Annotated in this window: 21 protein-coding genes; 11 read left to right on the plus strand and 10 right to left on the minus strand. The window is 68.4% G+C overall.

Annotated elements, in window-relative coordinates; all coding sequences use genetic code 11:
* Positions 1-19 precede the first annotated feature (19 nt).
* The gene (locus ACVOME_RS00425) at positions 20-2,536 is read left to right on the plus strand and encodes a PepSY domain-containing protein (RefSeq protein WP_460256052.1); all 2,517 of its coding nucleotides are present in this window, start codon (positions 20-22) and stop codon (positions 2,534-2,536) included.
* Between the two features lie 36 nt (positions 2,537-2,572).
* Here ACVOME_RS00425 and ACVOME_RS00430 read toward each other — a convergent pair whose 3' ends face one another.
* A complete protein-coding gene (locus ACVOME_RS00430; protein ID WP_481504585.1) occupies positions 2,573-5,107 on the minus strand; it encodes a methyl-accepting chemotaxis protein in 2,535 nt (844 codons plus the stop codon).
* Between the two features lie 203 nt (positions 5,108-5,310).
* Here ACVOME_RS00430 and ACVOME_RS00435 point away from each other — a divergent pair, with 203 nt between their 5' ends.
* On the plus strand, positions 5,311-6,150 hold the full coding sequence (locus tag ACVOME_RS00435; RefSeq protein WP_414487702.1) for an arylamine N-acetyltransferase family protein: 840 nt from the start codon (positions 5,311-5,313) through the stop codon (positions 6,148-6,150).
* A 23-nt stretch (positions 6,151-6,173) separates the two neighbouring features.
* Here the strand turns inward: ACVOME_RS00435 and ACVOME_RS00440 are convergent, their stop codons facing one another.
* Positions 6,174-6,329 carry a VOC family protein gene (locus tag ACVOME_RS00440; RefSeq protein ID WP_193395982.1) on the minus strand — a complete coding sequence of 52 codons (156 nt, stop codon included), beginning with the start codon at positions 6,327-6,329 and terminating at the stop codon, positions 6,174-6,176.
* A gap of 80 nt (positions 6,330-6,409) precedes the next feature.
* Between ACVOME_RS00440 and ACVOME_RS00445 the strand changes: the two genes are divergently transcribed.
* Positions 6,410-7,126 (plus strand): transporter substrate-binding domain-containing protein, encoded by a 717-nt coding sequence (locus tag ACVOME_RS00445; protein WP_065181625.1) that lies wholly within the window; start codon positions 6,410-6,412, stop codon positions 7,124-7,126.
* A gap of 51 nt (positions 7,127-7,177) precedes the next feature.
* Here ACVOME_RS00445 and ACVOME_RS00450 read toward each other — a convergent pair whose 3' ends face one another.
* Positions 7,178-8,074: a LysR substrate-binding domain-containing protein gene (locus ACVOME_RS00450; protein WP_065174425.1), complete on the minus strand. Its 897-nt coding sequence runs from the start codon at positions 8,072-8,074 to the stop codon at positions 7,178-7,180.
* 98 nt (positions 8,075-8,172) lie between these two features.
* Here ACVOME_RS00450 and ACVOME_RS00455 point away from each other — a divergent pair, with 98 nt between their 5' ends.
* Positions 8,173-8,355, plus strand: a complete 183-nt coding sequence (locus ACVOME_RS00455) for a hypothetical protein (RefSeq protein ID WP_459062376.1) — start codon at positions 8,173-8,175, stop codon at positions 8,353-8,355.
* A 34-nt stretch (positions 8,356-8,389) separates the two neighbouring features.
* Here the strand turns inward: ACVOME_RS00455 and ACVOME_RS00460 are convergent, their stop codons facing one another.
* Complete coding sequence (locus tag ACVOME_RS00460; protein ID WP_111186278.1) at positions 8,390-8,956, minus strand: GIY-YIG nuclease family protein; 567 nt, start codon at positions 8,954-8,956, stop codon at positions 8,390-8,392.
* A gap of 61 nt (positions 8,957-9,017) precedes the next feature.
* A complete protein-coding gene (locus tag ACVOME_RS00465; RefSeq protein ID WP_481504586.1) occupies positions 9,018-10,562 on the minus strand; it encodes an alkaline phosphatase in 1,545 nt (514 codons plus the stop codon).
* A gap of 120 nt (positions 10,563-10,682) precedes the next feature.
* Here ACVOME_RS00465 and ACVOME_RS00470 point away from each other — a divergent pair, with 120 nt between their 5' ends.
* Positions 10,683-11,471: a D-alanyl-D-alanine carboxypeptidase family protein gene (locus ACVOME_RS00470; RefSeq protein ID WP_111186280.1), complete on the plus strand. Its 789-nt coding sequence runs from the start codon at positions 10,683-10,685 to the stop codon at positions 11,469-11,471.
* A gap of 13 nt (positions 11,472-11,484) precedes the next feature.
* On the opposite strand, the gene ACVOME_RS00475 is transcribed toward ACVOME_RS00470, so the two are convergent.
* Together ACVOME_RS00475 and ACVOME_RS00480 are read right to left on the minus strand one after the other, a co-directional pair.
* Positions 11,485-12,078, minus strand: a complete 594-nt coding sequence (locus ACVOME_RS00475) for a TetR/AcrR family transcriptional regulator (RefSeq protein WP_053515691.1) — start codon at positions 12,076-12,078, stop codon at positions 11,485-11,487.
* A gap of 16 nt (positions 12,079-12,094) precedes the next feature.
* Positions 12,095-12,691, minus strand: a complete 597-nt coding sequence (locus ACVOME_RS00480; protein ID WP_053515689.1) for an NAD(P)H-dependent oxidoreductase — start codon at positions 12,689-12,691, stop codon at positions 12,095-12,097.
* Positions 12,692-12,893: 202 nt separating this feature from the next.
* On the opposite strand from ACVOME_RS00480, the gene ACVOME_RS00485 reads away from it, so the two are divergent.
* Entirely contained in the window at positions 12,894-14,942 is a 2,049-nt protein-coding gene (locus ACVOME_RS00485; protein WP_197600792.1) for a TonB-dependent receptor domain-containing protein, read from the plus strand.
* Positions 14,943-15,006: 64 nt separating this feature from the next.
* On the opposite strand, the gene ACVOME_RS00490 is transcribed toward ACVOME_RS00485, so the two are convergent.
* Positions 15,007-15,834 carry an isocitrate lyase/PEP mutase family protein gene (locus ACVOME_RS00490; RefSeq protein ID WP_180875469.1) on the minus strand — a complete coding sequence of 276 codons (828 nt, stop codon included), beginning with the start codon at positions 15,832-15,834 and terminating at the stop codon, positions 15,007-15,009.
* 153 nt (positions 15,835-15,987) lie between these two features.
* Between ACVOME_RS00490 and ACVOME_RS00495 the strand changes: the two genes are divergently transcribed.
* The 4 genes from ACVOME_RS00495 to accC all read left to right on the plus strand — a co-directional run bounded on the left by ACVOME_RS00495 (position 15,988) and on the right by accC (position 19,315).
* Positions 15,988-16,722 carry a DOPA 4,5-dioxygenase family protein gene (locus tag ACVOME_RS00495; protein WP_164151383.1) on the plus strand — a complete coding sequence of 245 codons (735 nt, stop codon included), beginning with the start codon at positions 15,988-15,990 and terminating at the stop codon, positions 16,720-16,722.
* A gap of 232 nt (positions 16,723-16,954) precedes the next feature.
* Positions 16,955-17,398: a type II 3-dehydroquinate dehydratase gene (gene aroQ, locus ACVOME_RS00500; protein WP_065174418.1), complete on the plus strand. Its 444-nt coding sequence runs from the start codon at positions 16,955-16,957 to the stop codon at positions 17,396-17,398.
* A gap of 59 nt (positions 17,399-17,457) precedes the next feature.
* Complete coding sequence (gene accB / locus ACVOME_RS00505; protein ID WP_053515682.1) at positions 17,458-17,937, plus strand: acetyl-CoA carboxylase biotin carboxyl carrier protein; 480 nt, start codon at positions 17,458-17,460, stop codon at positions 17,935-17,937.
* Positions 17,938-17,947: 10 nt separating this feature from the next.
* Entirely contained in the window at positions 17,948-19,315 is a 1,368-nt protein-coding gene (accC, locus tag ACVOME_RS00510) for an acetyl-CoA carboxylase biotin carboxylase subunit (protein WP_014648613.1), read from the plus strand.
* A gap of 133 nt (positions 19,316-19,448) precedes the next feature.
* Here the strand turns inward: accC and ACVOME_RS00515 are convergent, their stop codons facing one another.
* Both ACVOME_RS00515 and ACVOME_RS00520 read right to left on the minus strand, forming a co-directional pair.
* Entirely contained in the window at positions 19,449-19,823 is a 375-nt protein-coding gene (locus ACVOME_RS00515) for a hypothetical protein (RefSeq protein WP_065174417.1), read from the minus strand.
* Positions 19,820-20,794: a hypothetical protein gene (locus tag ACVOME_RS00520; protein ID WP_053515678.1), complete on the minus strand. Its 975-nt coding sequence runs from the start codon at positions 20,792-20,794 to the stop codon at positions 19,820-19,822. Before ACVOME_RS00520 ends, ACVOME_RS00515 begins: the two co-directional genes overlap by 4 nt.
* 151 nt (positions 20,795-20,945) lie before the next feature.
* Between ACVOME_RS00520 and prmA the strand changes: the two genes are divergently transcribed.
* A complete protein-coding gene (gene prmA, locus ACVOME_RS00525; RefSeq protein ID WP_053515676.1) occupies positions 20,946-21,866 on the plus strand; it encodes a 50S ribosomal protein L11 methyltransferase in 921 nt (306 codons plus the stop codon).
* Positions 21,867-21,869 lie beyond the last annotated feature (3 nt).

A 21,869-nucleotide genomic window follows, 5' to 3' on the forward strand; every position in this document is an offset into this window, starting at 1 on the left:
TCCTGGCTTTCATCCCCCGATGTTCAAGAACGTCCTGTTCCAACTGCACTGGCTGCTGGGCATCACGGCCGGCACCGTCCTGGCCATCATGGGCCTGAGCGGCGCAGCCCTGTCTTTTGAAGATGAACTGCTGCGCGCCGCCAACCCCGGCTTCGCCGCCATCGCCGAACATCACGCCGAAGGCCAGCAGCCGCTGCCCCTGAGCGAGCTGGTGCCGATGCTGCAGGCCGACAGCAAACGGCCGTTGCAGCGGCTGCGCGTGGATGCCAGCGGCCAGCGCCCATCGGTGGCCCGTTTCGCCGGCGGCAAAGCGCACTGGGTGTACTTCGACCCATACAGCGGCGAGCGCTTCAGCGCCCTGCGCGGGCAGGCCTTCTTCGACTTCGTCGAAGACCTGCACCGCCACCTCGCCGCGGGCGAGCGCGGAAAATGGATTACCGGCAGCTGCGCGATCGCCCTGCTGTTCTTCACGCTGTCCGGGCTCTACCTGCGCTGGCCCCGCCGCTGGTGGCACTGGCGAAGCTGGCTGGCCGTGGAATGGAAGCGCAGCGGCCGCGGCTTCCTGTGGAGCCTGCATTCGGTGGCCGGCACCTGGGTGCTGCTGATCTACCTGATGAGTGCCCTGACCGGCCTGTGGTGGTCGTTCGACTGGTATCGCAGCGCGGCCAATGCCCTGCTCGGCGTGGCGCCACCGGCCAAGCAGGTGATCGATGCCGGCGCCGTGCTCGACCTGCACCGCGTGGAAACGACGCTGTACGCGCAGGCCGGGGTGCGCACCGGTTACATCGACCTGCGGCTGCCCGAGAAGCCCGGCCAGGCACTGAATGTGCGGACCATGGCGGGCGATCCAGCATTGCGCGGCGGCCATCATGACCGCGCGCACGATCTGCTGCAGCTCGACCCTGCCAGCGGTGCGATTCTGGACGCGCGTCCCTACGCGCGCCAGGGCGCTGGCGGTCAGCTGGCCACCAGCGTGTTCGCGCTGCACTCGGGCAGCTACTTCGGGATTCCCGGGCGCATCATCGTGATGCTCAGCAGCCTGGGCATGAGCCTGTTCTTCATCACCGGCTGGCTGCTCTATCTCGACCGTCGCCGCAGCCAGCGCGCCGCACGTGCGCTGCGCCAGCCGCTGCCGGCGGCCGCAGCCAACGGCGCCGCATGGCTGGTGGTGCATGCCAGCCAGAGCGGCCTGGCCGAACAGCTGGCATGGCGCGCGGCAGCGCAGCTGCAGGCCAGCGGACAGGCGGTGCAGGTATTGCCGCTGGCAAGGATCGACGCGCACCGCCTTCAGGCGGCGAGCCACGCGCTGTTCGTGCTCAGTACCTTTGGTGACGGCGAACCGCCGGATTCGGCACGACGTGCCTCGCGCCAGCTGCTGGGCCGATCCCTGGACCTGGCCACACTGCAGTTCGGCATGCTCGCGCTGGGCGACCGCCAGTACCCGCACTACTGCGCCTTCGGCCGCCAGTTCGATGCGTGGCTGCTGGGCAACGGTGCCCGCGCGATGTTCGACCGCATCGACGTGGACGCTGCATCGGTCGCGGCATTGCGCCAGTGGCAGCAGCAGCTCGGCCTGTTGACCGGCATTGCTGCCGACGACAGCGTGCTGCCGGCGGCCACCCGCATGCACGACTGGCAGCTGCTGGATCGCCAGCAGCTGAACCCGGGCAGCGTCGGTGGTCCGATCTGGCGGATCCGGCTGGCCGCGCCGGATGACGTGCAGTGGCAGGCCGGCGACATCCTGCACATCGCGCCGCGGCACAGTGCCGCGCATGCCCGTGCGGTACTGCGGGCGCATGGACTGGACCCGCTGCAACCGCTGCTGATGGAAGGCGGCACGCAGACCCTGCAGTGCCTGGCCAGCGAACGTGAACTGCCGGACGCGGCCAGTGCGCTGCAGGTGCAGGATGCCGGACGCTGGCTGACGGCCCTGCCCGTACTGCCGGGCCGCGAGTATTCGATCGCCTCCTGCCCGGCCGATCGCGTGGTGGAACTGGTCGTGCGCCTGGTGCACGACAACAACGGGCGCCCGGGGCTGGGTTCGGGCTGGCTGTCGCTGCATGCGCCGGCAGGCGCGCACATCGCCGCGCGCGTGCACCGCAACCCCGGCTTCCATCGCGTGCCGGGCGCACCCATGGTGCTGATCGGCAACGGCACCGGCATCGCCGGCCTGCGCGGCCTGCTGCGCGAGGCGGCACACGCAGGCGAGCACGGCCACTGGCTGCTGTTCGGCGAGCGCCAGCGCGCTCATGACTTCCTGTTCGCCGATGAGGTGAGCGCATGGCAGGCGCAGGGCCATCTGATCCGGGTCGACCTGGCGTTCTCGCGCGACGCAGCGGGCGGTTACGTCCAGGACCGCCTGCGGTCGGCCTGCGATGAACTGCGGGAATGGATGCAGCGTGGCGCCGTGATCCATGTCTGCGGCTCGCTGCAGGGCATGGCCGAGGGCGTGGATCAGGTACTGCGGGGCGCGCTCGGTGACGAGGTGGTGGAAACGCTGCTCGAGAGCGGCCGCTACCGGCGCGACGTGTATTGAGCCGCGCCGCCGGGCTGGACCCGGCGGCGGACGCGATCACGCCGCCGCGCGGGCCTGACGGTCCGGCTGCAGGCGGAACGCGGACACGGCTTCGGCCAGCGCGCGCACCTGCGCCTGCATCTGCGCGGTCGACGAGCCGGCTTCTTCCACCAGGCTGGCATTGCGCTGGGTACTGGCCTCCATCTGCACGATGGCGTGGTTCACCTGGGCGATGCCTGCGTGCTGATCCTGCGAGGCGCTGCGGATGCCGGCGAGCAGGTCCGCCAGCTGCTGCACGCTGCCGACGATCTCGTCCATGGTGGTGCCCGCCTGCGCGGCCTGCACGCTGCCTTGGCCGACGCGTGCCACGGAATCCTCGATCAGCGCCTTGATCTGCCTGGCTGCCTCGGCACTGCGCTGCGCGAGCAGACGCACTTCCGCCGCCACCACCGCGAAACTGCGGCCCTGCTCTCCGGCACGCGCAGCCTCCACGGCGGCGTTGAGCGCAAGGATGTTGGTCTGGAATGCGATGCCGTCGATCAACTGGGTGATGTCCCCGATGCGGCGCGATGCTTCACTGATGCCCTGCATGGTCTCCACCACCTGACCGACGGCGACCCCACCCCGCTGTGCAACCGCTGCAGCCCCCTGCACCAGCGCGTCGGCACGTCCGGCGGCGTCGGCGTTGCGGCCGACGGTGTCAGTCAGCTCATGCATCGAGGCTGCGGTCTCTTCCAGATTGGCCGCCTGCTGCTCGGTACGCTGCGAGAGGTCGTGATGGCCAGCAACGATTTCACCGACACCGCTGTCCAGGCTGGCAGCGGCGCGCTGGATGCGGGTGACGATGCGGCCGAGCTGTGCGACGGTTGCATTGGCGTCGTCGCGCATGCGTGCGAACACGCCCTGCAGCTCACCTTCCATGCGCACGCTGAGATCCCCACGGGCCAACGCCGCCAGCAATGCCTGCAGGTCCCCCAGGTTGGTTTCAAAGGTGGACAGCAGGCGGTTGATGCTGGTGGACAGCGTATGCACGAAACCGTGCTTGCCCTGCAGCGAAATGCGCCCGTGCAGGTCACCCTGCGCGGCAGCGTCGACCAGTGCCGCCACCTCGGTCTCCAGCAGCGTTTCCAGCGCACGGCTGCGCCACTCCAGCGCCACGCCCAGGAACTGGTCGTCATCGACGATGGCATTGGCGATCAACTGATAGCGCACACCGGCATGACTGATTTCCCGCTCCTGGCGGTGGCGCGCGTCGACCAGGCTGGCCAGGGCCGGATGCAGGTCCCGCGCGTCAGTGCCGACCAGCGCGTCGGCCTGCAGGCCCAGCACGTGCCGCAACGCAGGATTGGCGTAGTCCACCTGGCCTTCGGCATCGACCACCATCAGCCCGGTCTGCGCGCAGTCCAAGGCCTGGCGTACGCGCGTGTTGCCACGGGCCATCGCACGCTCGGTCTCGATGCGCGCACGCAGCCGCTGCTGCATGTCCACCAGGCGCTGTGCCAGCTGGCCGATCTCGTCGTTGGCGTTGTGCACGCGCAACGTGGTATCGAGCCGGTCATCGGCGATGTCGCTGGCGAACCGCAGGGTGTCCTGGATCGGCCTGCGCACCGCGCGCAGCACCAGCAGCAGGCTGGTGATCAGCACGCCGGCCACCAGCAGCAGGGTGAGGGTGAACAGCACGCTCATGGTGCGTGCACCGGCCTGCTGCCGCGCCTGCGCCAGGGCCAGCGCCTTCACCTGTGCCTGCTGGAAGGCGGCGAGCGCAGGCGCCACGCCGGCAGCCGTCTCCAGCAGCGATTGCGTCTCCACATCAAGGCCGACGCGGGCAGCGGTATAGCCAAGCAGTGCCGACTGATAGGCGTCCATGCCGGTGCGGAGGGCCTCCTGCACGTCGGGCGGCAACCCCGCCAGCGCCAGATCGAACGGCAGCTTCTCTTCGCTGGCGCGGTCGGCATGAGTCGAATCGCCATCGAGCAGCAGCAGCGCTTCCTGACGCCGCATCTTCTGCAGGTGCAGCGCCAGTGCCGGCCGGTCCAGGCCATCCACCCGCTGCTGCAGGGCATCGGCGGCCTGCTGCAGCTGTGCAGCCAGGCCCGCATCACCACGCCCCATCTCGTCCACACGTTCGAACAGCGCGGCCACTCCCTGCGAGAATCCCTCGGCGGCCTCGGTGAGCGCCTGCAATGCCTTGCGGCGACCGGCATCCATCGGCATCGCCCTGAGCGCCTTCAGATCGACCTGCAGTGCCTGCTGGGCCGCCTGCAGCTGGCTGCGGTCGGCATCGTCGAAACTGCGTGCATACTGGGTCTGCAGGCGACGCGCCTCCGCCACCCGCGTCGCCAGGCGTGCGGCCAGATCGCTGCCACGCTGGTAACTGGCCTGGCTGCGTGCGGCCTGACTGCTGGCATGGCCGGTCCAGGCATGGACGGCGGCGATCGCCACCAGGCCCGCGCCGCAGACCAGCAGGGTGGCCTTGAGTTTGTTGGCCACGCTGAGCCGATGCGGCTGCAGCCAGACCAGCAGGTGTGGAAGCGCCGAGCGCATCGCGATGAGACGGGTGCGCAGGGACCGAAGGGGGACGGCGGCCGACATCACAGACTCCAGGCGCAAGGACGCACCTGTATCGGCCTGACCGGCGACAACTTTAGGCACATTGCCGAAGCCGTGGCACGCACCGTGCCGGTTGCGCTCTTTGTACCGGCCCCAGGCGACGGAGACGTGACACGGCGCCCGCGCTTGACCTCAACCCCGGTTGCGGTTGCACAGTGGGATTCTTCCCACCTGCCGCCCTCGCCATGACCCCGCTCGACGTCCCCCGTTATCTGCAGCGCCTGCAACTGGATGCTCCGCCGTCGCTGGACCTTGCCGGACTGACCCTGCTGGTGCAGCGCCACAACGCCCTGCTCCCCTTTGAAACCCTCAGCAGCCTGCTGCGCGACGCGGTGCCGATCGATCTGGACAGCGTGCAGCACAAGCTTCTCGACCAGCAGCGCGGCGGTTACTGCTTTGAACTCAACGGCGGCCTGCTGGCGCTCCTGCAGGCAGTGGGCTTCGACGCACAGCCGCTGAGCGCGCGCGTGCTGCTGGCGGCACAGGACAATGCCCCGACGGCGCGTACCCACCTGCTGCTGCGCGTGCACGTCGAGGGAGAGGACTGGCTCGTCGATGCCGGCTTCGGTGGCCTGACGCCGACGGTGCCGCTGCGGCTGCACGAAACGGCGCCGCAGGCCACGCCGCACGAGTCTTTCCAGCTTCAGCAGCTGGCGGGTGAAGACGACTTCGTGCTTTCCGCCCAGGCGGGCGACGCATGGCGCGCGATGTACCGCTTCGACCTGCGGCCGCCAGCGCCGATCGACAACGTGGTGGCCAACTGGTACGTGTGCACGCACCCGGATTCGGGTTTCCCCGGCCAGCTGCGCGCGTCACTGGCCGGCCCGGACTGGCGGCGCACCATCGGCAGTGGCAACTACACCGAGTACCGCCCCGGGCAGGCGCCGCTCAAGCGTCCGCTGCGCGATGCCGCCGACGTGCGCGACGTCCTGCAGTCGGCATTCGGCCTGCGCGTGCCGGACGATGCGCGGCTCGACCCGGCGATCAACGATTGGCTGCAGCGCTCGCACGCCGCATCACGGTAGCACCGCGCGGCACGGTGCCCGGGTTACAACGTCACCGGCGCCTGCAGCGCAATGCGGTTGCCCTCGCTATCGCAGATCTCGGCCACCCGCCAGTGGCCGGCATCATGCAGTTGCAGGTAGAAGGCGATGGCGCGAGCCAGGTCGCTGGCCGGAATCTCGACATGCGCGATGGGGTTCATCGTCGCAGGATAGCGCCGCCCTGACATTCCGTGCGCATCGTTGCGGGCATGCTGGCCTGCCCCCCTTCGCGGAGCGCTGCATGACCCTGGCCGATCACCGAAGTGCACTGGCGCCACTGGGCCATCTGCGCGTCGCCATCAATCTGGGGAATCCGGTCCTTGCGCAGGGCGACGCACGATCGCCGCGCGGCCCCTCGGTGGAGCTGGCCACCGCGCTGGCGCAGCGGATGGGCGTGCAGGCGCGATTCACCTGTCACGATGCGGCCGCATCGGTGGTCGCGGCGGCAGCCGACGACGCATGGGACCTGGCCTTTCTCGCCATCGATCCGGCACGTGCCGGCCGCATCGCCTTCAGTGCACCGTATGTGGAGATCGAAGGAACCTACCTGGTGCGCGAGGACAGTCCCGCGCGGCAGGTGGCCGATCTGGATCGCGATGGGCTGCGTATCGCCGTTGGCCGCGGTGCCGCCTACGATCTGTTCCTGAGCCGGGAACTGCGGCACGCCACGATCGAGCGTGCCGACACGTCGGCGACGGCCATCGATCTGTTTGACGTACGGCGCCTGGATGCCGCCGCTGGCGTGCGCCAGCCACTGCAGGCCTGGGCACTGCAGCATCCGGGACACCGCGTGCTCGCCGACCGCTTCACTGCGATCCAGCAGGCCGTGGCCGCACCTGCGGCGCGCCCCGCTGCCGCCCTGCGGGCCCTGTTCGACGAGGTCGAGGCGATCAAGGCAGGGCCCCTGCTCGAGGACGCTTTCGCACGTTCCGGACAGGCGGTCACCCTGGTGCGATGACGCAGCAGTGGCCCGCAGCACGCGACAGGTGGCTGCGTGCGCCGGGCCGGATCAGCCCTGCGTCTCCATGTGCCGCGCATGCTCGCTGGCCTGCGCATGCAACCACTCACGGAAGGCGAGGAATCCACGGTGGCGCGCCGAGCGCTGCGGATACACCAGCCAGTGCGGCCAGGCGGTTTTCAGCCGCTGCTCCGACAGCGCGACCAGCTGGCCCGAATCCAGCAGCAGGCGCGCGCGCGTCAGCCGGCCCAAGGCCACACCGACGCCATCGAGCGCTGCACGGTGATGCGCTTCCGAATCGTCGAGCACCGCCACGAACCGCGAAGGGGGGCTCTGCCCGATCAGGGCAAACCACGCGGCCCATGCGCCATCCGGATCGCCCAGCAGCGGCCACTGCGCCAGTGGAGCACGGTCGATGCCGCCCATCCGCGCGATCAGCGCCGGGCTGGCCATCGGCACCAGCCACTCATCGAACAGCCGCTCGACCACCAGCCCGGCCCATTGCCCGCCGCCTACGCGCAAGGCCGCGTCGAACTGCAGCTGCCGATCGAAATCGACAAGGCGTTCGCTGGACTGCAGGTTGATCTCGATCTGCGGGTGTGCGGCGACGAAATGACCCAGCCGTGGCACCAGCCATGCGGAGGCCATCGACGGTACGGCGCTGATCGTCAGCACATGTTCGGCGCGCGCGGCGTAGCGCTGGAACACCTCGTTGATTGCATCCAGGTGCGGCCCGACCCGATCGAGCAGGCGCTGGCCCTCCAGGGTCAGTGCGACCCCACGCGCCTGGCGGACCAGCAGCGGCTGGCCGAGGCGTTCTTCGAGCTGCCGCATCTGGTGGCTGAGCGCGCTGACGGTCAGGTTCATCGACGCCGCGGCGCGTGACAGGTTGCCCAGGCGCGCGGCAGCCACGAAACCCTGCAGGGCATGGAGGGGTGGGCGGGACATGAGGCTTGAATCCTGTTCAAGTCAAGCTTGCGGAAATGTCGCTTTTTGCGTCCTCATGCTGCCCGTATCGTTCAATCCACTCAAGTGGAGCGACGATCATGAACATCTTCAGCAGTCTGTTGTTCCTGCACGGTCACATCGCAAGCGCCGAGCTGGCCCGCCAGTTGGCCACGCCGGTGGCCAGCACGACCGGGGTACCGGGAAAGCCGTACCGGACCACACACCTCGACCGTCCAGCTGCGGCAAAGGTGCCTTGCCCCACCTGCCCCGCCCCGCGCTGAGCGCGACAGCGGCGGGCTCACAGGGGCCGGGCCGCTAGTGCCCGTACCAGGCCTGCACATGGGGCGGCAGCGATGGCAGCGGGTCGATGTCCAGCGCGCGATAGCCATCGAGGGTATCGCGCAGCACCGCCGGTCCGGGGCTGCCCGGCATGCGCAGGCTTTCCTCTTCCGGCAGCTGCAGGGCGGCCCAGTCATGCAGGCGATCCAGCCGCTGGACCATGGCGGCGCGCAGCCAGGGGCGCAGCGGGAAGGTCCGATATCCGCGCCCATCCAGCGCACGCACAGCATCGGACAGGGCCTGGTTCGCCCCACGCACCCATTCGGTGCGTCCGCCGGCCTTGTCCTGCACGGTCATCGGTGCCGGCGCGCGATGTGCACGAAAGGGGGAACGCAACTCCAGCTCCAGGTCACGCGCATCGCGCTCGGTTTCCGCCTCCACCAGCGCCCCGGCGCACAGATCGAAGAACTCGAACCAGCGCCGATGCAGTGCGCTGATGCGGCCGAGCGGGTCACGCGTAAAGCCGATCTTGGCGTAATCCTCCCAGGCGCAGGGAAAGACGTAGGCGAAGACACGACCATCGATGCGGATCTGCGGTTCCATCGGCGCAGGCTGCATCGCCCCGGACGCGATGGCAACCGGGCCGGACCGTGCACTGTTCTGCTCAAGGCCGCTGCAGTACGTCCTGCACTGCGGCAGCCACGTCGGTGTTGTCGATGTAGCTGCCATCATTCCACCGCACATGCTGGCGGTAACCGGCGTCGATGCCGCGCACTCGGGCGGTGAGCCGCTCGGCGCCCGCGCCCTTGGCCCACAGCGGTACCAGTGCGTTGGAGTGATTGCCGGTGGGGCGGAAGCTCATCCCCGGCATCCGCCCGCGCCCGTTGTTGCGCACCGGCTCGAACGCCACCTGCTGCGCGTCGGGGCCCATCGGCATGCTGTTGTCGTGGTCGGTGGTGACGATCAGCAGATTGCGCTGCCATCCGCCGTTGCGCTCGATCCACGCCACCACCGCCGATACCGCATCGTTGAACTCGACCGTCTCTTCGATCAGGCGGCCGTACTGCGGCTGGTCGCCGCACTGGCCGTAATGCCATTCCGTGCCGCACGCGCTGGTATGCGCGGCCCAGTCGGTGGCCCCGCCTTCCACCATCAGGAACAGGCCCTTGGACGAGCGCTGCTGCAGGAACTGCAGGGCGCCGCGGGTCATGGTCGCCAGGTCCGGCACGCTGTCGATCTTCCTCACGCCGGAGGGAGTAGTCGCATCCCTGCCCAGGACCTGCAGCTGACGCGCCTGCTGCAGGGTGCTGGCCACACGCGGTACGCCGATCAACGGGCGGTCGGCTGGCAACCGTCCCTGTGCAAGCGCAGCGAACGCTTCCCTGCTGCGGATCAACCGCCACGGTCCGGCAGGATTGCCGGCGATGGGAGTGCCTGCTTCCAGCTGCTGCCAGTCCTGCTGCGACACCCACTCCCAGGGGTTAGCGCAACCTTCTTCCTTCACTGCGCCTGCATCGTCATCGCAGGCACGGCCATCGACGCTGTAGCCGGGGCCGCCGGTTCCCATGACCAGGTCCATGTGGCCCTGCGCCAGCATCTGGTGGGCGATGGCATGGTAGTTGTTGCGCGACGCGTTCTGCGCGGCGAACGCGGCCGGTGTCGCGTGCGAGAACGGCACCGAGGTGACCACACCGGTTGCCATGCCCAGGCGCTTGGCGCGCAGGGTGTTGAACTCTACCGCGACGCCGTCGTTGTTGACGTTGATGGCGTTGTTGTACGTCTTGATGCCCGACGACAACGCCGTGCCCGCCGCGGCGCTGTCGGTCGCCACCGCGGCCAGGTACTGATAACCGGCGAACGGAAGATCCGCTGCCGGTACCGGGGTGGCATCCCATGCTTTCGCGGCGTCGTAGCCGAGCGTCTGCGCCGAATCGTGCGTGGGCTGGCTGCTGGCGTTGAGCGGGAACGTGGCCACCGCAAGGCGCTGCGGGAAGTGCGCGTACGGGGCGCCTTCGCGACTGCCATACTGCCAGTACGCGGCGGCATCCCAGGTTCCCCAGCCCGCGCCGTCGTTGATCATCACGATCACGTTGTGCGGGTAGCCGCCGGTCGGCGCCTGCGCACGCGGTGCCGGCTGGCAGCCGGCGAGGGCTGCCAGCGCGGCCAGAATCGAAGGGTAGAGCCAACGGCGCGGCGTGTGTGCGGTCATCGTGCATCCTGTGGGGTCGGGCAGGCGGCCCGGAATGCGCGACGTTATATCATTGCAATATTGCAGATTCACGCATCGTGGCAGCGGTATCCTGTGGAACGTCTCCCCTGCCGCGCCACCATGCCGTCTCCACGTCCCCCGGTCTCCTCGATCACCCTGGATGCCGGCAGCTTCGCGGTCATCCACCAGGAGAACGCCGACCTGCAGCGTCCGCCTGCTTCACTGACCAAACTGATGACCGCGTACGCAGCCTACGAACAGGTCGCATCCGGCGCCGCCGCTTGGGAGATGCCGGTGACCGTTGCCGCCGAGGACGTGCAGGCGGTTGCTGACGATGAAACGCGCATGGGCCTGGTGCCCGGCGAAACGGTCACGCTGGGCCGGCTGCTGCAGGGCATGCTGGTGGTATCGGGCAACGACGCGGCCCTTGTGCTTGCCCGCCATCTGCACGGCTCGCAGGCGGCGTACCTGCAGCACATGAACGCGCTGGCGCGGCGTCTCGGCCTGGGCAGTACCTGGTTCGCGTCGGTGTCCGGCATCACCACGCCGCGGCACGTATCCAGCGCACGCGACATGGCGGTGCTGGCGGGCCGCCTGCTGGCAGATCATCCGCAGGTGCTGGCCATCACCGCACAGCCGGCGTTCGCGCACGGGACGTTCAGCCGCAGCAACCAGAACGCACTGCTCGCCGATGAAGGTGTGGACGGCCTGAAGACCGGCTATACCCGCGCGGCCGGGTTCTGCCTGGCGGCTACGGCGCGCCGCCCCATCGCCGGACACGCGCAGCCGGTGCGATTGATCACCGTGGTGCTTGGCTCGGAAGACCGCGAAGCACGCGATGCGCGGGTGCGCAGGCATCTTGCCAGTGGATTCGCCGCGTTGGCCGGCGACACCGTCGCAGAAGCCTGAGCTGCGCGGGCAGTCAGTCCCGTACAACGGTGGATACGATCACCCGCTGCAGTTCGCGTTCCGCGTCGGCTTTGCCGATCGCGCCATTGGCCACCGCTTCGGACAGCGCTTCGGCAGCGCCGAGGATCGCCCAGCGCCCCTCCACCGGTACCTGGCCGTCACCGGCGAACGGGCCCAGCCAGTCCGCGCAGTTGTCGATGAACTCCTGCTGGTAGCAGTGCCGCACCTCGCGCAGCTCCGGCGCGCCGACCAGCGCTGCGAGGATGCTCTGCACGTCACTGCCCTGGCTCAGCACGCAGTCGATGTAACCGGACGCGATGGCCGCTGCGCGCGCGGTCAGTTCTGCCGGCGCCGCGGCGATACGGTCATTGAAGATGAGCGTCTGCCGCTGGTCGTAGTCATGGTAGAGCGCCGCCAGCAGGCCGTTGCGCGTCACGAAGTGATCGTAGGCCACCGGCTTGGTCACGCCCGCCGCTTCGGCCAGGCGCCCCAGGGTCAAGGCATCGGTGCCTTCGGCGCCTACCAGCGCCCATGCGACATCCAGCAGCTGGCGGGCCCGCTGCTCGCGGGTCAGTCGGCGACGCGTGGGGGTGTCGGTGGCAGGCATCGGCGGAACACGGCTGTCAGCTCGTTGGATGTCCGATTTTACGGCCGATCTCCATCGCGGTCTGCAGATGCGCCGCGGCCGCCCCGGTGTCCGCCTCCAGCAGCAGGGTGGAGGACAGCACGCGCGCGCCGCAGTAATCGAAGATGCCCATGTCGATCTGCGTGTTCATGGCCGCGCCATAGCCACGGCGTTCAATCATCGCGGCATCGGCACCCCCGATACCGACCAGATGCACCTGCAGCCGCTGCAGCCGCTTCTCCACTTTTCCATCGGCACCCTCGGCGTAGGCCCAGCCCTGGGTGAAAACGCGATCGATCCAGCCCTTCAGCAGCGCCGGGAACGACCACCAGTAGAGCGGGTAGACCAGCACCAGCGTGTCGGTCGCATCCAGCCGTGCGTGCTCGGCCGCCACATCGGCCGGTGGCGGCGCGATGCCGCGGAACAGGGCCTGGTCCTGCCCGTTGAAGCGCGGGTCGAAGCCTTCGGCCATCAGATCGGCCATGGCGGTGGTATTGCTCTCATCGGCATCGGCGATGGCCTGCGCGATGCGAGCGGCTACCGCGTGGGTCAGCGAGGCAGGATCGGGATGGGCAACAACAATCAGGCTGTGCATGGGCAACTCCTTGGAGATTAGTTACTAATGGTAACTAGCGCACCCAGCCCGATCAGCACTGCCAGCAGGACACTGTTTCTGGCGTTCTGTATCGCCTCAAGTCAAATGCAAATGATTCGTGATACGATTGTTAAGGAGATCTGAAACCCCACACGGACGTCCCAGCCATCGCCAGTGGACCCCTCACCCGGAGTACCGCGCGATGTTGCATGCCAGTCTGAAGTCCCGTCGTTCCGTTGCCACGCTGGCCGTGGCCATCGGCCTTGCCCTCGCCTCCCAGGCCCACGCCGAGGCGTCAGCCGATGCCGCCGCCAAGCAGATGGACACCGTGGTGGTCACCGCCACCGGCGCCCAGCAATGGATCCGGGATGCCCCCGCCAGCATCAGCGTGATCACCCGCGAGGACATCGAGCGCAAGCCGGTCAGCAGCATCGGCCAGCTGTTGAGCACCGTGCCCGGCGTGACCGGCGGTTACGCGCTGTCCGGTGCGCAGTCGAAGATCCGGCTGCGCGGCCTGCCCGAGCAGTACACACTGATCCTGATCGATGGCCGCCGCCAGGGCAGCTCGGCCGGCGTGAACTATCGTGATGACCTGGGCCCGCAGGATCTGAACTGGCTGTCGCCGGACATGATCGAACGCATCGAAGTGGTGCGCGGCCCGATGTCCTCGCTGTACGGTTCGGACGCGATGGGGGGTGTGATCAACATCATCACCCGCAAGATCGCCGACCACTGGGGCGGCTCGGCCACCTTCAACTACAGCAAGCCCGATTCGGACACCCGCGGCAACACCACGCAGATGGGAGCGCTGTTCAGTGGCCCGCTGACCGACAACCTGGGCGTGCGCATCGGCGCCAACGTCACTGACCGCGAATCCGACCGCGGCGCGCGGCAGACACCGGGCAACAAGGCAGAGAACGCCAACGTGCTGTTCGACTGGCGCATCAGCGACAGCCACGTCGTGGGCGTGGAGGCCTCGCGCGGAACGCAGCGCAACAGCGGGGCCGGCCAGGTCAACAGCTGGGGACTGTCCAAGCTGGTGCAGACCGGCTACGTGATCCGCCATGACGGCACCTACAGCGACGCCACCACGTCGAAGACCACGCTGGTGCAGAACGAATACGAAGACAAGGGCAGCGACGTCGGCAACCGTTCGAAGGAAACGGTGTTCGATACCGCCTTCAACACCGGCTTCCACTGGGGCGTCGAGCACAGCCTGAATGTGGGCGGGCAGTGGAAGCGCGAGGAGTTGGAGAACAGCGACACCATCGGTACCGTTCCGGTCACCTGGACGGGCAGCGGCCGCATCAGCCCGACCAGCGAGGCCGACTCCTGGGCGCTGTTCGCCGAGGACCACCTCACCCTGCACGAGCGCTTCGTGCTGACCCTGGGCCTGCGCTGGGACAACACGGAAAACTACGATGACAACCTGAGCCCGCGCATCTACGGCGTCTGGCACCCGGCCGACGCATGGACCGTGCGCGGTGGCATTTCCAAGGGCTTCCGTGCCCCCAACCTGAAGCAGGGAACGGCCGGCGCTGCGACCCAGTCCGGCGGCAACGGCTGCCGTGCCCTGACCGCCGAAGGCTGGAGCAGCCGTTCGGTGAATGCCGACGGCACGCGCGGCTGCTACATGGCCGGCAACCCCAACCTGGAACCGGAGACCAGCACCAACTACGAGCTGGGCGTGGGCTTCGACCGCGAGGGCTGGTCGGCCTCGGCCACCTACTTCCTGACCAACTTCGACGACAAGATCGAACAGGTGCCGCTGAGCCAGATCCCCGGCCAGACCACCAGCTTCGTCAACGGCTACTGGTGGACGGTGGCACAGAACATCCAGAAGGCACGCACCCGCGGTGTGGAAGCCAGCGTGACCGTGCCGCTGCACGAACGCCTGAACTGGACCACCCACGCCACGCGCATGCTGGAATCGAAGAACCGCACCACCGGCGCCACCCTGCTGGTAGTACCGGAGCTGACCGCCAACACCTCGCTGGAATGGCAGGTGACCGATGCCTGGTCGTTGAATGCCAGTGCGCAGCACATCGGCAAGCAACTGGTATCGGCCACCAGCGCCACCTTCGCCAAGGCGTACACCACCTGGGATCTGGTGACCGGCTTCGACGTGAACGAGAACCTGACCCTGCGTGCCGGCGTCCTGAACGTAGGCGACGTGTCCACCATCGACGAAGGCAACAACTACGACGGCGGCGCACGCACCTTCTTCGTGGGCGCCACCGCACGGTTCTGATGCAGCACTGGCTCGGATCCCTTCGCGCAGCGAAGGGATCCTGCCGTGCATCCGCGGCCCTGCCTCAGCGGAACAGCGCGTTCAGCGCCGCACCCGATGCTGCCGCCTGCAGGCCATCAAAGCGGCCTTCCTGCTGGATGGGATCGGTGGCCCGCATCAATCCCCCCCACGCCGCACGGGCCAACGCCCCGCCCAGGCTGACCCGGCGTACCCCCATCGCAGCGATGTCCTGCAGCGTCAGTGACGTCGGTCCGCCCACCAGCAGGTTCACCGGCTTGCCGCCGGCCGCGGCCACCACCGCCTGGATCTGTTCGGCCGTGGTGATGCCCGGTGCGTACAACACATCGGCACCTGCGGCCGCGTAGGCACGCAGGCGCTGCAGCGTGTCTTCCAGATCCGGTACGCCCACGAAGAAGTTTTCCGCCCGGCCCACCAGCAGCACATCGGCCGCGGCGCGATCGATGGCCGCACGCGCCGCACGCAGGCGTTGCACGGCCTCCTCCAGCGGGCGCAGCGGCGCGTCGGCCAGACCGCTGGCATCTTCAATCGACAGAGCGGCGATGCCCGTATCCAGTGCCGCCGTCACGGCCTCAGCCACGTCCTGTGGCGTGGCGCCGAAGCCATCGCCGAAGTCTGCGTTCACCGGCAGGTCGGTGGCGGCCACCATCAGCCGCAGGTGGTCAAGCGTCGCCTGCAGCGATACCGCACCATCGGGGCGACCTTCGCTCCATGCACACCCCGCGCTGGTGGTGGCCAATGCCAGGAAGCCCTGCCGCTGCAGGTAGCGCGCGCTGCCGATGTCCCACGGATTGGGCAATACGAAGCAGCCCTGCGCATGCAACTGCCGGAACGTGGCACGTCTGCGGGCAGTGGTGGCATCTGCGCTGTTCATGGCGGGTATCCGTGCGGTGAGCTGACCACCCTATCCGGGCCGCGCACAGGACTCAACGCACCTGCGGCGCAGCATCAGGTGATGCCACCGGATCATTGGACGCGGCCCCCGCATCCGTCCGACGGTGACGGTCCGCCGTCCACGGAAACGACCATGCCGCGCTCCCCGCATTCCCCTGACGCCGTTGCTGGCGACGACACCGATGCACACCAAGCCGCGCCGTTCTCACCCAGCCGGCGCCGCCTGATCGCATCGGCCGGCCTGGCCGCAGGTGGCCTGGCCGGCGCCACGAGTCCGGCCGCCGCAACACCGGCCCGAGAGGTGGCGAACACGACCGCACCGGGGCGTCCCGGATTCCAGGCGATCGTCCCGCCGCCGGCGCAGGGCCGCAGTCCCTGGGGACAGGACACCGCCAGCGAACCGACCCCACGACCGCGCAGCACACGCCCGGGCGAATCGCCATTGCCGACCCTCCCACGCCCCTACACCGACATCAAGAGTTACCACGCCCACATCTATTTCGACGAGGACACCTCGGCCAAGGCCGCACTGATCCGGCGCTGGGTGGCGGAACGCTTCCCGGTGGAACTGGGCAACTGGAATCCGGAGCCACGCGGCCCCCATGTCACCCCGTCCTTCTACTTCGGCTTCACCAACGATCTCCTGCCGGTCGTGGTGCCATGGCTGCAGCTCAACAGCCTGGGCCTGACGATCCTCATCCACCCCAACACCGGCGATGGGCGCGCCGACCACCTGCATTACGCGCTGTGGGTGAACCGCGCGCAGCCGGTGAACGCCTACGACTGGCCCGCGCCCCGGCCGGGCGAACAGGAGCCGCTGGAACAGGTGTTCCCCAACGTCGTGCCGACGCGGCCGCTGGAAACCTGAGCAGACCCGCCCGGCCTGGCCGGGACAGGAGCGGCTGGCCGCCATCGTCGGCGTACGTGCGGGTATCAGCAGCCGTCGCCACGTTCAGCGCGCCTTGAGGCGCTGCCCGGCATACGGGCACAAGCGCTTCCAGCGATTTCAAACAATCGATTGAAACGCGGCAAACTTCGCCGAACTGGACAGCATCGGCCGCTTCCGCCAGACTGCCGCCCTTTCCAGTCGATCGGATCCCATGGCGAAGCTGCTGGTCCTGCACGGCCCCAACCTCAACCTGCTCGGTACCCGCGAGCCGGAGGTCTACGGTCACACCACCCTGGCCGATATCGACCAGGCGCTGGCCCGCCAGGCCGATGCCGCCGGGCACGTGCTGGAGAGTGTGCAGTCCAACGCCGAACACGCGCTGGTGGACCGCGTACAGGCCGCCCGCACCGACGGCACGGCGTTCATCCTGATCAACCCGGCCGCGTTCACCCACACCTCGGTCGCCCTGCGCGATGCGCTGGCGGCCGTGGCCGTGCCGTTCATCGAAATCCACCTGTCCAACCCGCACGCCCGCGAACCGTTCCGCCAGCACAGCTATTTCAGCGACAAGGCGGTCGGCGTGGTGTGCGGCTTCGGCGCCGACAGCTACCGCTACGCGATGGACGCGGCGCTGCTGCGGCTGTCCGCCACCTGATTGTCGACCCGGGCGCCCACGGCGCTCTCCTCACCTAGATAGAAACCCAAGAGGCCCTCATGGATCTGCGCAAAATCAAGAAGCTGATCGACCTGCTGGAAGAGTCGAACCTGGCCGAAATCGAAATCAAGGAAGGCGAAGAGTCCGTGCGCCTGTCGCGCGCGCCGGTCGCCGGCTATGCCGCCCCGGTCGCCGCTCCGGTGTATGCCGCCCCTGCCGCGCCGGCGCCGCAGGCAATGCCGATGCAGTCGCCGACCGAAGCCTCCACCGGCGGCACCGCCAAGCCGGGCCCGGCGCTGCCGGAAGGCCACGTGCTGCGTTCGCCGATGGTCGGCACCTTCTATGCCTCGTCCGCTCCGGACAAGCCGGCCTTCGTCACCGTGGGCCAGCAGGTCAAGGAAGGCGAAACCCTGGCCATCATCGAAGCGATGAAGATGTTCAACCCGATCGAAGCCGACGCGTCCGGCACCATCGTCGCCATCCTCGGCGAGAACGGCCAGCCGGTGGAGTTCGACCAGCCGCTGTTCGTGATCGGCTGAGGGGCACGCCATGCTCGACAAAGTCGTCATCGCCAACCGAGGGGAGATCGCGCTGCGCATCCTGCGCGCGTGCCACACCCTGGGTATCCGCACGGTGGCCGTGCACTCCACGGTCGACCGCAACCTCAAGCATGTGGCCATGGCCGACGAGTCGGTCTGCATCGGCCCGGCGCCGTCGCCGCAGAGCTACCTCAACATCCCCGCCCTGATCGCCGCGGCGGAAGTCACCGATGCCCAGGCCATCCATCCGGGCTACGGCTTCCTGTCGGAGAACGCCGATTTCGCCGAGCGCGTGGAGGAATCCGGCTTCATCTTCATCGGCCCCAAGGCCGACACCATCCGCATGATGGGTGACAAGGTCGAAGCCATCCGCGCCATGAAGGCCGCCGGTGTGCCGTGCGTGCCCGGCTCGGGCGGCCCGCTGGGCGAGGACATCGTCGCCAACACCAAGATCGCCCGTGAGATCGGCTACCCGGTCATCATCAAGGCAGCGGGCGGCGGCGGCGGTCGCGGCATGCGCGTGGTGCACGCCGAAGCCTCGTTGAAGACCTCGATCGAAACCACCAAGAGCGAAGCGAAGGCGGCGTTCGGCAATGGCGAGGTCTACATGGAGAAGTTCCTGGAGAACCCGCGCCACGTGGAGATCCAGGTGCTGGCCGACGGCCAGGGCAATGCCATCCACCTCGGCGAGCGCGACTGCTCGATGCAGCGCCGTCACCAGAAGGTGGTCGAGGAAGCGCCGGCACCGGGCATCACCGCCGAGCAGCGCGAGCAGATCGGCAAGGTCTGCGTGGAGGCCTGCATCCGCATCGGCTACCGCGGCGCCGGCACGTTCGAGTTCCTGTACGAGGACGGCCGCTTCTACTTCATCGAAATGAACACCCGCATCCAGGTGGAACATCCGGTCACCGAAATGGTCACCGGCATCGACCTGGTGGCCGAGCAGCTGAAGATCGCCGCCGGCCAGAAGCTGTCGATCAAGCAGAGCGACGTGGTGCTCACCGGCCATGCCATCGAGTGCCGCATCAACGCCGAAGATGCTGAAACCTTCGTGCCGAGCCCGGGCACCATCACCGGCTTCCATCCGCCGGGCGGCCCCGGCGTGCGCGTGGACACCCACATCTACAGTGGTTACCGCGTGCCATCGAACTATGACTCGATGATCGGCAAGCTGATCGTGCACGGCCCGGACCGCGAAACCGCGATCGCCCGCATGCGGGTGGCGCTGAGCGAAATGGTGGTCGACGGTATCAAGACCAACATCGCCCTGCAGCAGCGGATCATGCGCGACAAGGGCTTCCAGGCCGGTGGCCAGAACATCCACTACCTGGAAAAGCGTCTGGCCGAGCGCAAGAACAAGCCGATCGCGCTGACCTGATCGGTACAGGTGCCGGACACGAAAAGGGCGGGGAGATCCCCGCCCTTTTCTGTTTTCTGCAGCGCCTTCCCCCCGCGCCCGGCGTACCGGGAAAAGCAGCCGCGCGTGAGGGCCCGGCGCTGCAGGATCGGTGTCAGTGCCTGTCGGCCGCGGTTGCCGGAATCTGCGAGTTCGGCAGCGGGCGCACGCCATTGGGCGAGGTCGGATCGACGATCACCATGGTCTCGGTCGAGCCATCGGGCCAGACCACCTGGAAGGTGCTGCCCGCCGGCAGCGATGCGAACGGCACGCCGCTCTGCGCGCGATAGACCGCAGCGACCTGGCTGGCGCCGGCGCGGCGCAGGTCTTCCTGTGCCTTCACCGTGGTCAGCTCCACCTTCGACAGATGCCGGTAGCGATCCTCGTAGGTATCGATCATCAACAGGCCCACCGCGCCGGCCGAATAGGCCACGAACAGTGCCACCCAGAACCAGAACTTGGCCCCGTGAAGGAATCGACGGTAGTTCATGGCCTGCTCCCCCTTCCAATCAATCGCTTGATCCATTCGTTCATCTTCCCAGCACCTTGCCGCGAAACCGCAGCGTCATACACGAAATCCCGGAAATCCTGCGTCTCATCCTGCGAACAGATCCCTCCATTCGCACAAAAACTGTTGACCAGCACACTGTCGGCCCCACACGGTAGACCGAGTTCGCAGGCCGCAAGCCGCCACGCCATTTCGCTGAGCTGCTCGCCGGCCACCAGCCCGTCCAGTGCACTGTCACCGGCGGCGCGCACGCCCATTCCCGGAGCGAGGGCCATGAATGCCTCCGGATCGCGCGACAGGCGCACGCGCTCGACCAGGCCACGGCGGTAGTCCGCGCTGTCATGCAGCGGCTCACCTTCAGCGAACAGCGCAGCTTCGGCCGCCAGATTGCCCTGCGCGGCCGCCTTGCGACGCTCCGCCAGCACCAGTGCCGCGCCCAGTTTGTCGCCGGGCACGAACCCGCCGCAGCGCTGGGCCACGCGCTCGCGCGCATCGACCATGGCCGGTGCGGCACTCAGGCCCAGCCCCGCCAGCACGTTGTTGTCCAGGCGATACCCGCCCGGATCGACCGCGTACTGCGCGCAATAGTCATACACCCGGCTGAGCATCCAGCGCGCTTCGTGGTTGCCACCGTCGGCCTGCGCGCGCAACCGCTGCGCATAGGCGAACAGATCGGTGGCGCCCTCGATGTCGGCCCGGATGTCCAGCGGCAGGCCGGACGGCAGTGCGCCGCCCCGCTCGAAGGCCGCCAGACGCCGCGCCAGCGCCTCGGGCATGACCGGCATCGTCGTCCCATCCTCGTTGCCCGCCACCTGGGCCGTCGGCAGCCCGGAGGCCGCGACCGGAGACGATACCGAGCCCACGTGCCCGCTGGCCCGATACCCGGCCACGCCCAGCACGGCCACCGCCGGCAGCACGAGCAACCAGGTTTTCAGGGTCGGAGCGAGGGCCATCGGCAACGGAAAGCGTCGGGGGCGCACAGGAAAGCGCGCAGTTTAGCAAGGCCCGGCAGGCCTGTCTGAACGGGGGGCGTTCATCTCAGAGCATACGGAGACGCCCCGATGGTCTAGCATGGCCCCCTTTCCCGCGATTGCCCCCGATCCCATGCCGTTCCTGGAACTGACCCTGCGTTGCACCGAAGCCACCCAGCCCCGCTATGAGAATGCGCTGGAGGACGTCGGGGCGTTGGCCGTGACCCTGCTCGATGCCGAGGCCGACACCAGCAACGAGCAGGCGATCCTGGAACCGGGCGTGGGCGAGACGCCGCTGTGGGACAGCCTGGTGCTGACGGCGCTGTTCCCGGCTGACAGCAACGCGCTGTTGCTGCTGGCGGCGCTGGAAGCGTTCGACCCGGAACTGGACTGGAGCGGTGGCAGCTTCCGCGCCGTCGAGGACGAGGACTGGGAGCGTGCCTGGCTGGACCAGTTCCAGCCGATGGACTTCGGCAGCCGCACCTGGATCGTGCCGTGGAACCATGAGCTGCCGGAGGCGGCGCAGGCCGCCGACGCGGCCGTCGTCCGGCTGGACCCGGGCCTGGCCTTCGGCTCCGGTACTCATCCCACCACCGCGCTGTGCCTGCGCTGGCTGGACCAGCTGGCCGTGGACGGCCAGCTGCAGGGCCAGCGCGTGCTCGATTTCGGGTGCGGCTCGGGCATCCTCGCCCTCGCTGCGCTGAAGCTGGGCGCCGCCGAGGCGATCGGCGTGGACAATGATCCGCAGGCCCTGGTCGCGACCGCCGACAATGCCGAGCGCAATGGCGAGCAGGGCCGCATGCAGGTCTATCTGCCACAGGACGAGCCGGTGGCAACCTATCCCATCGTGGTCGCCAACATCCTCGCCTCGGCACTGGATGCCCTGGCCGAGCTGCTGGCCGCGCGCGTGGCCGGCGGTGGCCGCATCGCACTGTCGGGCATCCTGCATGGACAGGAGCACGAACTGCTGCAGCGTTACAGTGCCTGGTTCGACGACCTGCAGGCGACCCGCGATGGCGACTGGATGCGCATCACCGGCGTGCGCCGCGCCTGATCG

The sequence above is a fragment of the Stenotrophomonas sp. STEN008 genome (assembly GCF_056760435.1).

Bases quoted from the DNA above. Each gene is read 5' to 3' on its own strand.
- ACVOME_RS00460 (WP_111186278.1), bottom strand. From the start codon at position 8,956: ATGGAACCGCAGATCCGCATCGATGGTCGTGTCTTCGCCTACGTCTTT.
- prmA (WP_053515676.1), top strand. From the start codon at position 20,946: ATGCCGTTCCTGGAACTGACCCTGCGTTGCACCGAAGCCACCCAGCCC.
- ACVOME_RS00490 (WP_180875469.1), bottom strand. From the start codon at position 15,834: ATGAACAGCGCAGATGCCACCACTGCCCGCAGACGTGCCACGTTCCGG.
- accB (WP_053515682.1), top strand. From the start codon at position 17,458: ATGGATCTGCGCAAAATCAAGAAGCTGATCGACCTGCTGGAAGAGTCG.
- ACVOME_RS00455 (WP_459062376.1), top strand. From the start codon at position 8,173: ATGAACATCTTCAGCAGTCTGTTGTTCCTGCACGGTCACATCGCAAGC.
- ACVOME_RS00465 (WP_481504586.1), bottom strand. From the start codon at position 10,562: ATGACCGCACACACGCCGCGCCGTTGGCTCTACCCTTCGATTCTGGCC.
- ACVOME_RS00495 (WP_164151383.1), top strand. From the start codon at position 15,988: ATGCCGCGCTCCCCGCATTCCCCTGACGCCGTTGCTGGCGACGACACC.
- ACVOME_RS00515 (WP_065174417.1), bottom strand. From the start codon at position 19,823: ATGAACTACCGTCGATTCCTTCACGGGGCCAAGTTCTGGTTCTGGGTG.
- ACVOME_RS00475 (WP_053515691.1), bottom strand. From the start codon at position 12,078: ATGCCTGCCACCGACACCCCCACGCGTCGCCGACTGACCCGCGAGCAG.
- ACVOME_RS00480 (WP_053515689.1), bottom strand. From the start codon at position 12,691: ATGCACAGCCTGATTGTTGTTGCCCATCCCGATCCTGCCTCGCTGACC.
- ACVOME_RS00430 (WP_481504585.1), bottom strand. From the start codon at position 5,107: ATGTCGGCCGCCGTCCCCCTTCGGTCCCTGCGCACCCGTCTCATCGCG.
- aroQ (WP_065174418.1), top strand. From the start codon at position 16,955: ATGGCGAAGCTGCTGGTCCTGCACGGCCCCAACCTCAACCTGCTCGGT.
- ACVOME_RS00435 (WP_414487702.1), top strand. From the start codon at position 5,311: ATGACCCCGCTCGACGTCCCCCGTTATCTGCAGCGCCTGCAACTGGAT.
- ACVOME_RS00425 (WP_460256052.1), top strand. From the start codon at position 20: ATGTTCAAGAACGTCCTGTTCCAACTGCACTGGCTGCTGGGCATCACG.
- ACVOME_RS00450 (WP_065174425.1), bottom strand. From the start codon at position 8,074: ATGTCCCGCCCACCCCTCCATGCCCTGCAGGGTTTCGTGGCTGCCGCG.
- accC (WP_014648613.1), top strand. From the start codon at position 17,948: ATGCTCGACAAAGTCGTCATCGCCAACCGAGGGGAGATCGCGCTGCGC.
- ACVOME_RS00440 (WP_193395982.1), bottom strand. From the start codon at position 6,329: ATGAACCCCATCGCGCATGTCGAGATTCCGGCCAGCGACCTGGCTCGC.
- ACVOME_RS00520 (WP_053515678.1), bottom strand. From the start codon at position 20,794: ATGGCCCTCGCTCCGACCCTGAAAACCTGGTTGCTCGTGCTGCCGGCG.
- ACVOME_RS00445 (WP_065181625.1), top strand. From the start codon at position 6,410: ATGACCCTGGCCGATCACCGAAGTGCACTGGCGCCACTGGGCCATCTG.
- ACVOME_RS00470 (WP_111186280.1), top strand. From the start codon at position 10,683: ATGCCGTCTCCACGTCCCCCGGTCTCCTCGATCACCCTGGATGCCGGC.
- ACVOME_RS00485 (WP_197600792.1), top strand. From the start codon at position 12,894: ATGTTGCATGCCAGTCTGAAGTCCCGTCGTTCCGTTGCCACGCTGGCC.